Below are 11,411 nucleotides of genomic sequence, written 5' to 3'. Positions count from 1 at the left end.
CAATACTTTCCTAAAGGCACTGACCTCAGCTCACACAGCCCGCAGCACCTCGCCGCGGTGGCTGTCGAACTCAACGGCAGACCCCGCAAAACCCTTGGCTGGGACACCCCGGCTGAACGCCTCGCTACACTCCTGACCAGTAAATAAACCAAGAGTGTTGCAACCACTCCTAGAATCCGCCAACCCCAGCTGCGCCATAAACCATTATCCCGCACCCTGAAGATCGAGAACAATCAAACGATCACGCCAGTAGAAAAAGAATATGTCGGCCTCGCAAGTCGGGGAGACGCACAATTCCCATGCCGCAGGGAGGTGCTCCTCACCTGAAGGCACCGTCAGCGTTTGTGAGCGTGCATTCGTGGGAGGTGCCGCGCCCTCAGCGGCGGGGGCCGTGGATCTCGCGGTGGAGGCGTTCCATGCGCACGTCCAGGCGGGCGGCGTCCTCGGCGGCCGCGGCGAGTTCCTGCCGGAGGGCGGCGGGGACGTCCGGGTCGTACTTGTAGTGAATCTTGTGTTCCAGGCTGGCCCAGAAGTCCATGGCGACCGTGCGGAGCTGGACCTCGACCGGCACCGAGACGACCCGGTCGGAGAGGAAGACCGGGATCTCCACGATCAGGTGCAGACTGCGGTAGCCATTTGTCTTCGGGCGGGCGATGTAGTCCTTCGTCTCGATCAGCGTGACGTCGGGCTGGCGGGTGAGCATGTCGGCGACCGTGTAGACGTCGGAGACGAAGCTGCAGACGATGCGGATGCCGGCGATGTCCCGGATGCGGGCCCGCAGGTCGTCGAGGTTGAGCGGGCAGCTGATCCGGTGGGCCTTCGCGGTGAGGCTCTGGGTGGTCTTGAGGCGGGGCAGCACGTGCTCGATCGGGTTGCCCCGGCCGCGGTGGGCGAGCTCCTCGGCCAGGATCGAGATCTTCGTGCCGATCTCGGCCAGGCCGAACTTGTAGACGAGCATGAAGTGGCTGAGATCGTCGGCGAACGTGGAGGGCGCCGATGGCACGGCCAGGGTCTTGTCGGTCCGCCGGGCGATCTCCTGGTCGCCGCTCACAGCGGGCTGCTCGGTCGTCACGGTGCCGTTCTCCAGAGTCGTTCGATGCGCGGTGCCGCGGCATCCCTGCCCTGACCAGCATCGCTCGACTGAGATCACCCCGTCGTCATCCCAGCGAAGTCACCGTCATACCGTATTCGCAGTACGCCAGCGGGCCGACGCAGGGGCGGCCCCAGATTGACTACTCTGCGTCAGTGACACGACGAGGCGGTCGATGACGGTGGTGACCGACGGCGCCAACTGATTGTTGACGATCACCGAGAAGACGAGCGGACGGTCGCCGTCGACATAACCGGAGAGTGCCGTGACACCGGTGAGCGTGCCGGTCTTGGCGTGCACCACGCCGGCTGCGGGGGTGCCGAGCATGCGGTTGCGCAGCGTACCGCCGATCAGCGGGTCGGGATTGCCGGCTACGGGGAGTGCGGCGAACCAAGTTCCAAACCAGGGTTCCTGGCGTACGCCGAGCAGCAACCGGGTCAGGGCGGCGGGCGGGATCAGGTTGCGCCGTGACAGCCCGGAGCCGTCCACCTGCCGCAGGGTGGCCGGGTCGATGCCGAGCCGGTCGAGATAGCCGGCGACCGCTGCCGTGCCCGCCTCCCAGGAGCCGCCGCCGATGGCTTTGACCAGCAATTCCGCCATGTTGTTGTTGGACAGCTTCAGCAGCGGGGCCATCAGCGTCCGCAGCGCCGGCCCGGCGTGCCGGGCCAGTTCCCGACCGGGCGGGGGCGCGGTCTTGGCGGTCCTCGTCCGGCCCTCCAGTTGTACGCCGTGACGGCGCAAAGCCGAGCGGAACACCTCCGTGGTAAGCAATGTTGGGTCGCTCACCGTAACTGAGGCGCTGTTACTAGGGGCATTGGCGGCTAGAGAGCCGGTCACCAGGAGTGTCGAGGTGCCGTGGCGTCGGGTCACCTCGATGGTGCTGGGGCCCGCGCCGGTGACGGCGTGGTTGACGACCTTCAGCAGCGACGTCGGCGGGGTGAGCCGGACCGCCGGTCGCCCGGAGAGGGCGGCACTGACAGTAACGGTGACCGTTCCGGCCAACAGGTCACTGTCGGGTGACAGTGTGAGGGCGGACACAGGGGCGGCGCCGGCGAAGGACTCGTCGTCCCAGGCCCACTCCAGGCCGAGGCGTACGTCGTCGAAAGCGGTGTCGTCGCCGGCCAGATCTCCCGTGATGCGGCGGACGCCGGTGGCCGCCACGTCGCGGGCCAGGGCGTCCAGGGAGGCGGGGGTCAGAGCCGGGTCGCCGGAGCCGCGCAGGTACAGGTCGCCGTCGAGCACTCGTCCGTGCCGCGGACCGTCCGTGCTGACGGTGGTGACGAAACGGTGGCCCGGCCCCAGCAGCGACATGGCGGCGGCCGAGGTCAGCAGCTTGACGTTCGAGGCGGGCAGGAGGCGCTCGTTGCCACGCCGGTCGACGAGGAAGTCACCCGTGCGCGCGTCGGCGACCACGACGCCGGTCTGCGCGCCGGCCAGCGCGGGATCAGCCAGGAACTGATCAACGGCGGTGGTCAGGGCGCCCGGAGGCGTCGTGACGCCGGTGGCCAGGGCAGGGGCGGAAGGGGCGATCGTGCCCAGCAGGATCGCCAGGAACAGGGTTGCTCGACGTTTCATCGCATGATCAACGCGCGGCGGCGATCAAGGAAACGCCGCGGCTGGAATGATGGCGCGGTGGTCGACTGGGCGGGGCTGCGGCATGCGTACGGATCGGCGGAGGACGTGCCGGGGCATCTCGCGGCGCTGAGGTCGGAGGACGAGGACGAGCGCCGGGAGGCGTTCGGGGAGCTCTACGCGAGCATTGTTCACCAAGGGAACCGGTACTCGGCCAGCGCGGCTGCGGTGCCGGAGCTGTTGGATCTGGTGGGGGACCCGTCGGTTCCGGACAGGGATCTGCTGCTGCACCTGCTGGGGATCATCGCGATCGGCGGCGACGGGATGTGGCTGCCGGGGACGGTCCGGGTGGCGGAGTTGCGGGCCAAGGGGCTGGTCGACGAGCTGCGCGCGTACGAGGCGGTGGCGGCGGGGCTGCCGCTGCTCCAGCGATTGGCGGGCGGAAACGAGGCTGATGCGGACGTCGCAGCGTCGGCGTCGTGCCTGTTGGGCTGGTTTCCGGGGGAGACTAAGTCGCTCGAAATCCTGAAAAATCGGGCGAGCGGTGAAGGGTGGGCTTCGGCGCGAGCGGCGCCGCACGGCGAGGCGACGCGGACGGCGGGGCCGCGGGGCCACGCGGTTTCGCTGGGCGAGGAAGCGCCAGCGGCGCCGCCGGGCGAGGTGTCGCGGGGTGAGGCGGAGCCGCAGGGCGAGGTGGCGCCGCTGGGCGAGGTGGCGCCGCTGGGTGCGGCGGTGCGGGTGGACAAGGCGGAGCCGGCGGCCGTGGTGGGGGTGGGGCTGGTGGGGCTGGCGGACGGGGTGCCGGTGGCGGAGGCGGCTCTTGGTAGCGATGATCCGATCATGCGGTGGGCCGGCGCTGTGGCGCTGGCCCGGCTCGGGGTGAGCAGGGGAGAGGTGCGTGATGAGCTGCTCGGCTGGGCGGCGTCGGATGCTCCTGGGGACCCCTCGATCCCGTACCTCGAAGGGGACCTCGGGGGTTATGCCCTGCTCTCGCTGCAGCTGATCGGGGTGGATCCGCTCCGGGCGGCCCTGGAACGGCTGCGGCATGTCAGCGCCGAGCCTGCCCTGACCGCGCTCGTCGTGGCGCTGCGGGCGGCCTTTCCGGACGGGCCGGTGGCCAAGGGCACGGGCTTTCGGGAGCTGAGCGAACGGCAGCGCAGGCTCGTCCGCACGCTCGCCGACAACCCGGGGGCCTGGCGGTACGACGGGATGGAGTTCGTCAACTTCAGTCTGGCGGTGTCCGATCATGGCCTGCCGCACGGCCATGATCGGCTCAGGGAGTACGCCGGGATCTAGAGCGGCAACGTCAGCGCCACCACGAACCACTCGGCGTCGCCGTCGAGTTTCAGCGGGCCGCCCTCGTGGAAGCGGACCTCGAGCGGCGCGTCCAGCGAGGCGACCACGTGCGGCACCTCGGCCAGGTCCAGCTCCGCCGGCGCCCGCACGGTCCACACCTTGACGTGGTCGTGCTCCAACGGCGAGCCGGGAACGCTGCGGGCGCCCCCGCCCACCGGGTACGGCTCGGCGCGCAGCTCGCCCAGCTGCTTCAGCTCGACCAGGCGGTTCTGGTAGAAGCGGTCGCCGATGTTCGTCAGCCGGTGCACCGGCGACAGCGGGCGATAGACGGACCCGCCCCGAAATTCGTTCAGGAAGCGCGGCGCAGCGCCGTCCAGCCAGTCCATCCGGCATTCCGAACCCGAGATGCTCAGCACCACGTACGGGTTGTGGTGCAGATGCCACGGATGCGTCTCGCCCGGCTGGAGCGACACGTCCCACACCCGCACCACCGGGTTGTCGAACAGCTCGACCAGGCCGATGTCGGCGAGGACGATCTCCTCACCCTCGGGGGAGTGGACGATCTGGCCCTTCATCGCGGGTAGCCTCCTGATAGGACGATGATCGATGCGCGAACATTGTCACCTATCGACCTGGTGGCGATGACGGCGACGGCGCCAGACGTACGCGATGACGGCCAGCACCGCCACGGCGACCGCCACCACCAGATAGCGGCTGGCCGCCTTCGCGATCTGCTCGATGTGGTCGCCCGCGAAGTAGCCGCCGGTCGACCACAATCCCACCCACAGGGCCGCGCCGAGCGCGTTCCAGGCGATGAACTTGCGGTAGTGCATGCCGCTGAGCCCGGCCACGATGCCGTTGAACTGCCGCAACCCTTCGACGAAGCGGGCCACCACGATGACCTTCGGGCCCTGGCGCGTCATGAACGCCTCGACCTTGTCCAGGCGTTGGGGAGTCAAGCGGACGTACTTGCCGAAGCGGTGCACCAGGGGCCGCCCGCCGCGGCGGCCGATCTCGTAGCCGAGAGTGTCGCCGATGACCGCGGCCAGAAACGCGACCGCGGCGACGCCGAAGATGTTCAGGTGGCCGCTGCCCGCCGCCACCGCGCCCGCGATGATCGCGGTCTCGCCGGGGGCCGGGACGCCGAAACTCTCCACGAAGACGACGCCGGCCACCCCGAGGTAGCCGAAGCGGTCGATGAGTTCCAGCACGCTGCCCACGCTAGGCCGCGGCGACGGCCGCGACACCCTTTCGCGACCGTCGTCACCGGCGTGAACCGGTCAGTCGCGGGCCGCGTAGGCGATGCCTGCGCGCACGTGGTCGAGGAACGCCGGATCGGCCCACGCCTCGCTTGTGTGGCCGAGCGCGGTGTACCACGACCGGCCCGCGCCGACCGGCCGCCGCCACGCCTGCGGGTGGGGGCCCGCCATCGCGTACAACCCGGGCTCGTAAGTCTCCTCATCCACCGTCAGCAGGATCTCCAGGTCGTCGCGGACCTCGGTGAAGCCGTACCACTCGTCGGTGAACTTCCAGGGCTGACCCTCACGATCGAAGAGCGTTGCTTGTTGTACGCCGTCCGGGTGCCCAGCGAAACGGGCACCGAGAAGCTCGCCGTACCAGGGGTCGCTCAGCTCGGTGCCGGCCGCCGAGTGCACGCCCACGAAGCCGCCGCCGCCGAGCACGAACGACCGCAGCGACGAGCGCCCGCGCGGATCGAGGACGTCCTCGGTCGTGGACAGGAACATGACCACGTCGTACTGGCTGAGGTCGTGCAGCGCGACGGGATCCTCGCTGTGCACGACGCGTACACCTGGGAAAGCCTCAATCGCCGCCACCGCGGCCGGAAGGGACTCGTGGCGGTAGCCGGCCGTGCGGGTGAAGACGAGCATCCGCGTCATCCGAGCAGCTCCCGCGCGGCGCCGCGCCGCAGTTTGCCGGACGGTGTCTTGGGCAGGGAGCCCGGCGGGACGACGCGGACCTGCGCCGGGCGGGCGTCGATCTCGGCCACGATGCGGCTGGTGACCTCGCGGGCGATGTCGTCGTGCGATCCCTCGCGCGCCTCCACGATCACGGCGAAGGACTCGCGGGGACGGCCGTCGCCGGCGAGAAGGCGTACGGCCGCGACGTTTCCCTCCCGCACGCCGGGAACGCGGCCCGCGGCGCGCTCGATGTCGGTCGGATAGATGTTCCGGCCGCCCATGATGATCACGTCTTTGCGGCGGCCGCAGACCACGACCTGACCGTCGGTGAGGTAGCCCTCGTCGCCGATGTCGAGCCAGCCGTCGGCGTCGCGCGCGGGCTCCCAGCCGTCCGGCGTGATGTAGCCGTCGGTGACCGACTCGCCGCGCAGCTGAAGGCGGCCGACCTCGCGTTCGCTGAGCGGCTTGCCGTCGTCGTCGACGACCCGGACCTCGACGGTGGGGAACGGTTTGCCGAGTTTCGGCAGCTGACGCGTGCCGTCCTCGGTGGGGACGGCCCGGCGGTCCTGCTCGAGCGCCGAGGCGTCGACCACGTCGAGCAGCATCGGGTCGGCCATGGCCGACATGGAGATGACCAGTGTGCTCTCGGCGGCGCCGTAGCAGCAGTTCACGGCCTCGGGCTTGAGGCCGAACCGGGTCGCCGTCGACACGAACGCCTCCATGGTGGCCGGGTCGATCGGCTCGGCGCCGTTGCCCGCCACCTGCAACGTCGACAGGTCGAGGGCGCCGTCGGGCACCCGGGCGAGCTGGCGGGCCAGCACGGCCCAGGCGAAGTTCGGGGCGGTGGTGATCGTTCCTCCGTACCGGCTCATCAGCTCGGCCCACAGCAGCGGCCGGCTGAGGAAGTCGGCCGGGGTGACACTGACCAGCTCCATGCCGCTGAGCATGGGCAGCAGCAGGCATCCGACCATGCCCATGTCGTGGAACATCGGCAGCCAGGACACCATGACGCCGGTCTCGTCGCAGCCGAGATGCCGCGCCGAGTCGGTGACGTTGGCGAACAGGTTGCGGTGGGTGATGCGCACGGCCTTGGGCTCGGCGGTCGAGCCGCTCGTGAGCTGCAGAAGGGCCGCGTCGTCTTCGCCGGCTTCCCTGTGCCGGCTGATCTCCGGTCCCTTGATCAACTCTTCGAAGCGATGATGCTTGATCTTGTACGCCTCGAGGACCGGGATCACCGGCTCGAAAGGGGCACCCACGACGACGGCCCGGGCGTCGATCATCTTCAGCACCCGCATCGTGTCCTCGCGCCAGGCATCCAGGTCGGTGCGGGGAGTGGGCTGGTGCAGCATCGTCATGCTGCCGCCGGCCAGCCAGATCGCCTGCGCGACCGGGGCGATCTCGGCGGGTTGCCCGGCCAGGACGGCGACCGCCTGGCCGGGTTCCAGACCACCGGCTATGCGCCGGGCCTGGTCGTGGACCTCGCCCCAGGTGCGGCGAAGAGGTTCGCCCGGTTCACCGGTCACCATGCCGGTGCGGGCGCGGGCGGCGTTCGCGATCACTTCATCGACGAATCGGCTCACCCGTTCACAGTGCCCGAACTCAGATGCCGTTGGGAAGAGCACCGAGCGCCTTGCCCGCCTCGCGGGCGGCGTCGAGGGCCTCGGCGTGCATCGCGGCGGCGGCGTCGGTGAACTGGTCGAGGGCCGGGTTGGAGCCGACCAGCGTGAACTCGCGCTCGACGATGGTCAGGTCGGCGCCCCAGACGTCGGCGATGACCCGCTTGAGGTACGGAGTGGAGTGGTCCCAGCCCTCACGCGGAGTGCCGGCGCCGTAGGCACCGCCACGGACGGTGGCGAGCACGACCGGCTTGCCCTTGAGGAAGGGCTGGCCGAACGCGTCGGGGGCGGTGAGAAGAAGGTCGACGTACGTCTTGAAGTGCTGCGAGACGCCGTAGTTGTACAGCGGGACGGCGAACAGGATGGCGTCGGCGCTGATCAGCTCGTCGGCCAGGGTCTTGGCCAGGGCGACGGCCTCGCGCTGATCGGGCGTGCGGGCGGCCTCGTCGGTGGCGCCGGCGGCGACCGCGTTGCCCCAGGCGGTGGCGGGGATCGGCTCGGCGCCGATGTGCCGGTTGACGACCTTGTCGCCGGGGTGCGAGGCGAGCCACTCCTGCTCGACGATGTCGGCGATCTCGCGGCTGGTCGAGCCGTCGATCCGGATGCTGGCGTCGAGGCGGAACAGGGTCATGGGAGCTCCTTGGCTTTGCTTTACGGAATCACGCTTCAAGCTTGAACCTAAGGTAGCAGGTTCACTTCAAGCTTGAACATGGGACATGGATCACGTCCGTTTCCGGGCCGGTCGCCCGCGCGCCGTACTCTTCTGTGCATGCAGGCGGAACCGCGATGGCTGGAAGATCAGGAGCGCGAGGCGTGGATCTCGCTGGCTCAGCTCATGTTCCTGTTGCCGTCCGCGCTCGACGCCCAGCTCCTGCGCGACAACAACATCACGCTCTTCGACTACATGGTGCTGAGCGGCCTGTCCATGTCCGAGGGCCGCACACTGCGCATGAGCGAGCTGGCGCGCACGCTCGCCAGCTCGCTGTCCCGCCTGTCGAACGTGGTGAAGCGCCTGGAGACCCGCGGCCTGCTGCGCCGCGAGCCCGACCCGTGCAACGGCCGCTACACGGTCGCCATCCTCACCGACGACGGCTGGGACCTGGTGGTCAAGGCCGCACCCGGCCACGTCGAGGCCGTCCGGCGCTACGTGATCGACGGCCTCACCGACGAGCAGATCAAGGCCCTGCGCCAGGTGGCGTGCCACGTCACCGCCCGCATCCAGGCCGGCGAGCCGGCCTGCACCGAGGAGCCCCGCCCTATTTAGGCGCCGACCGTCGCTCCTCGATGCGGCCGAAGTGCCAGACCGCGAGGGCGGCCGCCCAGGCCACGACGAAGAGGCCGACGATGCCGTAACCCGCGTCGTCGAGCGGGATCGAGCCGATCGCGGCCAGCGGGCCGGTGGTGATGTGCGCCTGGTCGTCGATGGTGCCGATGATCAGCGCCACGCCCGACCTCGGTGGCGGTGTCGAAGCCGAGCCCGAACAGCACGCCGACCGGATAGATGTGCCGGCGCCTTGACGCCGAACGAGAGCAGGAAGGCGAGCCCGAACACGATCGTCGAGTGCCCGAGCGAGAACCAGAAGTTCACCGACCGGGGCTTACGCCCGGCCCCGTCCTGCATGTGGTCGGTGTCGAAGGCGTGCCGCAGCCCGAAGGTGTACGCGAGCACGCCCACCCCGACTCGCCCGGAAGCGAGCGACCCGGGAGGTGGCGGTCATGATCGGGCGCTATTCCCGCCACCCCCAACGGCGAAGTCATGGCAATAAAGCGTGACTAGCGCAACGCTTCGCGGAGGGCGGCGGCGAAGCCGTCCGGGTCGCCGGTCATGCCGAACTCGCCGCCGAGGAAGCCGCCGTGGTGGCTCGGGAACGTGACCGCCTCGGTGCCGAGGCGGGCCGCGACGCCCTCGCCGCCGCGGTGGGCCAGCTCGCCCACTGACTCGGCGCCGACCGCCACGACGATGCGGGTCGGTGCCGCCTTGAGCGCCTCGAAGTCGTGCTCGTAATGCGTGCACGTCATGAGGTTCTGGCCCAGCAGCGGGTCCGTGCGGTCGCCGGTGTCCTCGGCCGGCAGCCCGAACTGGGCCGGATCCGGGGCCGGCTGGTCGCCGAAGCCGGCCGGGATCTCGCCCTTGGCCCCGGTGAGCAGGAAGAACTTCACCATCGCCGGACCCGCACCCGACTTCTGGTACGTCTCGTAGATGTCCACGGTCGCCGCCGTCGCGGTCTCCCGGTCGGACAGGACGTTCAGCGACGGCGGTTCGTGAGCGATTAGTGTCCGAACGAGCGTGGGATGACGCGAAACGAGCGCGAGGGTGTTCACCGCGCCGCCACTGCTGCCGAAAACGTCCACCGGCCCACCATCGGAAACCTCCTCGATGATGGCCGCGATGTCGTCCGCGTGCTCGTCCGGCGTCGACTCGATCACGCCGTCGGTGCGCTCGCTGCGCGCGATCCCGCGCGGGTCGTACGTGACGACCGTCCGGTCCGGGAAATGCCCGGCCAGCGTCGCGAAGCCCTCGGCCTGCATCGGCGAGCCGATCAGCAGCAGCAGCGGCCCGTCACCGGGACGAACGTCATATGTCAGCACCGCGCCGGGGGTGGCGAGGGTGCGGGTCTCGGGCTGGCTCACTTTGTGTCCCTTCATCGAAGTCCTGCCCAGTAGACCCGCCGCCGCGCGGGGACTCATCGGTCTCCGGGGAACTTTCTCCAGACGCGCTCGACGAAGCGGTCGGCGATCAGGTGGTGGGTGGCCGTCTCGGGGTGGAGGCGGTCGGGCAAGGGGTGCTCGGCGGCGTCGGATACCCCGTACAGGTCAAGGCCGTTGATGTAGCTCAGGTTTTCGTCTTTCCGCTCGGTGACGACGCGGGCCAGGTCCTCGCGGATGACGCGCAGGGTCAGCCTGGTCGGGTCGGGGGTGCCGGTGGCGATGAACTTCACCTCGCCGGACTTGAGGGCCTCCGGGTCGAAGGCGCCGGGGCCGGGGGTGTCCTCGTGGATCGGGCAGTAGAGGGCGGAGATGACGACCAGCGGTGTGGTGGGGTGCCCGTCGCGGATGGTGTCGAGGAAACCGTGCACGGCGGGGGTGAAGGCGCGGCGGCGCATCAGGTCGGCGTTGACCAGGTTGATGCCGAGCTTGACGGTGATGAGGTCGGCCGGGGTGTCGCGGATCGTCCGGGCGACGAACGGATCCAGCAGGGCGCTTCCGCCGAAGCCCAGGTTGACCAGGTCGGCGCCGGCCCGCAGGGCGGCCCGGACCGGCCAGATGGAGGTGGGGCTGGTGGCGTTGGAGCCCTGGCTGATCGAGCTGCCGTGGTGCACCCAGACCGGCCGGGTGCCGGGCTCGCCGACGGGCTCGACCGGTGCGTCGGTGCGCAGGGCCACCAGCTCGGTGGTCTCGTTGTGGGGCAGCCAGATCTCGATGGTCTTGTCGCCGGTGGGCAGGGCGGTGAAGGGCACGGCCACGGGAGCGCCGGGCTCGTAGTCGGAGGTGCCCGTGGCCATGTCGACGGTGAGGACGTTGCCGCCCTGCGCGGTGGCCTGGGTGGTCAGGGTGCCGTCGGCCAGCAGGTCGTAGACGCCCTCGGGGCGTGGCGGGAGGCCTTTGAAGACGCGCTTGGTGGGGACGGTCAGCAGTTCGATCGTCGTGGCGCGGGTGCGGAAGACGACGCGTACACCCGAAGGTTGTGCCTCGACCATGGCCAGCTGGGGATCGGGGGTCTGTGCCCGGGCCCACGCGGGCAGGCGATGGGGGAGCAGGCCGTGGGGCGTGGGCTCGAGCTCGGCGGCGCCGCGGACGAGGGCGGCGGTGATCGGGGTGGTGATCATGGTGTGTTCCCTTGGGGGCCGGTGACGAAGCGTCAGGTCGAGGCGTGCCCGCTTTCCGAAATTAATTATGCACCTGCCTAAAGGTGTTAGG

General features: G+C 69.9%; 13 protein-coding genes and 1 pseudogene. 3 read left to right on the top strand and 11 right to left on the bottom strand.

Annotation, left to right across the window (positions count from 1 at the left end; all coding sequences use genetic code 11):
- A pseudogene (locus CRP55_RS46855) lies at positions 1-147 on the top strand (IS30 family transposase); the annotation flags it as partial.
- A 229-nt stretch (positions 148-376) separates the two neighbouring features.
- Here CRP55_RS46855 and CRP55_RS46850 read toward each other — a convergent pair.
- Both CRP55_RS46850 and dacB read right to left on the bottom strand, forming a co-directional pair.
- Entirely contained in the window at positions 377-1,072 is a 696-nt protein-coding gene (locus CRP55_RS46850) for a GTP pyrophosphokinase (protein WP_245923813.1), read from the bottom strand.
- 105 nt (positions 1,073-1,177) lie between these two features.
- Entirely contained in the window at positions 1,178-2,665 is a 1,488-nt protein-coding gene (dacB, locus tag CRP55_RS46845) for a D-alanyl-D-alanine carboxypeptidase/D-alanyl-D-alanine endopeptidase (protein WP_097328571.1), read from the bottom strand.
- 3 nt (positions 2,666-2,668) lie between these two features.
- On the opposite strand from dacB, the gene CRP55_RS53700 reads away from it, so the two are divergent.
- Positions 2,669-3,958, top strand: coding sequence for a collagen-like domain-containing protein (locus CRP55_RS53700; RefSeq protein ID WP_179855656.1), 1,290 nt, complete (start codon positions 2,669-2,671; stop codon positions 3,956-3,958).
- Here the strand turns inward: CRP55_RS53700 and CRP55_RS46835 are convergent.
- From CRP55_RS46835 to CRP55_RS46815, 5 genes are all read right to left on the bottom strand, one after another.
- Positions 3,955-4,533, bottom strand: coding sequence for a cupin domain-containing protein (locus tag CRP55_RS46835; protein WP_097328569.1), 579 nt, complete (start codon positions 4,531-4,533; stop codon positions 3,955-3,957). The genes CRP55_RS53700 and CRP55_RS46835 overlap by 4 nt on opposite strands.
- A 45-nt stretch (positions 4,534-4,578) precedes the next feature.
- Positions 4,579-5,169 carry a DedA family protein gene (locus CRP55_RS46830; RefSeq protein WP_097328580.1) on the bottom strand — a complete coding sequence of 197 codons (591 nt, stop codon included), beginning with the start codon at positions 5,167-5,169 and terminating at the stop codon, positions 4,579-4,581.
- Between the two features lie 69 nt (positions 5,170-5,238).
- Complete coding sequence (locus tag CRP55_RS46825) at positions 5,239-5,856, bottom strand: ThuA domain-containing protein (protein ID WP_097328568.1); 618 nt, start codon at positions 5,854-5,856, stop codon at positions 5,239-5,241.
- On the bottom strand, positions 5,853-7,457 hold the full coding sequence (locus CRP55_RS46820) for a fatty acyl-AMP ligase (protein ID WP_097328567.1): 1,605 nt from the start codon (positions 7,455-7,457) through the stop codon (positions 5,853-5,855). The genes CRP55_RS46825 and CRP55_RS46820 overlap by 4 nt, the downstream gene beginning before the upstream one ends.
- Positions 7,458-7,476: 19 nt before the next feature.
- Positions 7,477-8,124, bottom strand: a complete 648-nt coding sequence (locus CRP55_RS46815) for an FMN-dependent NADH-azoreductase (protein WP_097328566.1) — start codon at positions 8,122-8,124, stop codon at positions 7,477-7,479.
- A gap of 138 nt (positions 8,125-8,262) precedes the next feature.
- On the opposite strand from CRP55_RS46815, the gene CRP55_RS46810 reads away from it, so the two are divergent.
- Complete coding sequence (locus tag CRP55_RS46810; protein WP_097328565.1) at positions 8,263-8,757, top strand: MarR family winged helix-turn-helix transcriptional regulator; 495 nt, start codon at positions 8,263-8,265, stop codon at positions 8,755-8,757.
- Here CRP55_RS46810 and CRP55_RS54205 read toward each other — a convergent pair.
- The 4 genes from CRP55_RS54205 to CRP55_RS46795 form a co-directional block, all read right to left on the bottom strand.
- On the bottom strand, positions 8,750-8,938 hold the full coding sequence (locus tag CRP55_RS54205; RefSeq protein WP_218855056.1) for a hypothetical protein: 189 nt from the start codon (positions 8,936-8,938) through the stop codon (positions 8,750-8,752). The genes CRP55_RS46810 and CRP55_RS54205 overlap by 8 nt on opposite strands.
- The gene (locus CRP55_RS56410) at positions 8,929-9,114 is read right to left on the bottom strand and encodes a hypothetical protein (protein ID WP_369076915.1); all 186 of its coding nucleotides are present in this window, start codon (positions 9,112-9,114) and stop codon (positions 8,929-8,931) included. Before CRP55_RS56410 ends, CRP55_RS54205 begins: the two co-directional genes overlap by 10 nt.
- Before the next feature lie 152 nt (positions 9,115-9,266).
- On the bottom strand, positions 9,267-10,124 hold the full coding sequence (locus CRP55_RS46800; protein ID WP_097328564.1) for an alpha/beta fold hydrolase: 858 nt from the start codon (positions 10,122-10,124) through the stop codon (positions 9,267-9,269).
- Positions 10,125-10,177: 53 nt separating this feature from the next.
- The gene (locus CRP55_RS46795) at positions 10,178-11,320 is read right to left on the bottom strand and encodes an SGNH/GDSL hydrolase family protein (RefSeq protein WP_097328563.1); all 1,143 of its coding nucleotides are present in this window, start codon (positions 11,318-11,320) and stop codon (positions 10,178-10,180) included.
- Positions 11,321-11,411 lie beyond the last annotated feature (91 nt).

Source organism: Paractinoplanes atraurantiacus (assembly GCF_900215205.1).
Lineage (GTDB): Bacteria > Actinomycetota > Actinomycetes > Mycobacteriales > Micromonosporaceae > Actinoplanes > Actinoplanes atraurantiacus.
Note: the sequence above shows the minus strand (reverse complement) of the source record. Positions and strands in the feature narration are given on the sequence as shown.

Coding starts and splice junctions, on each gene's coding strand:
- dacB (WP_097328571.1), bottom strand. CDS start 2,665: ATGAAACGTCGAGCAACCCTGTTCCTGGCGATCCTGCTGGGCACGATC.
- CRP55_RS53700 (WP_179855656.1), top strand. CDS start 2,669: ATGATCAACGCGCGGCGGCGATCAAGGAAACGCCGCGGCTGGAATGAT.
- CRP55_RS46835 (WP_097328569.1), bottom strand. CDS start 4,533: ATGAAGGGCCAGATCGTCCACTCCCCCGAGGGTGAGGAGATCGTCCTC.
- CRP55_RS46825 (WP_097328568.1), bottom strand. CDS start 5,856: ATGACGCGGATGCTCGTCTTCACCCGCACGGCCGGCTACCGCCACGAG.
- CRP55_RS46815 (WP_097328566.1), bottom strand. CDS start 8,124: ATGACCCTGTTCCGCCTCGACGCCAGCATCCGGATCGACGGCTCGACC.
- CRP55_RS46810 (WP_097328565.1), top strand. CDS start 8,263: ATGCAGGCGGAACCGCGATGGCTGGAAGATCAGGAGCGCGAGGCGTGG.
- CRP55_RS56410 (WP_369076915.1), bottom strand. CDS start 9,114: ATGCAGGACGGGGCCGGGCGTAAGCCCCGGTCGGTGAACTTCTGGTTC.
- CRP55_RS46795 (WP_097328563.1), bottom strand. CDS start 11,320: ATGATCACCACCCCGATCACCGCCGCCCTCGTCCGCGGCGCCGCCGAG.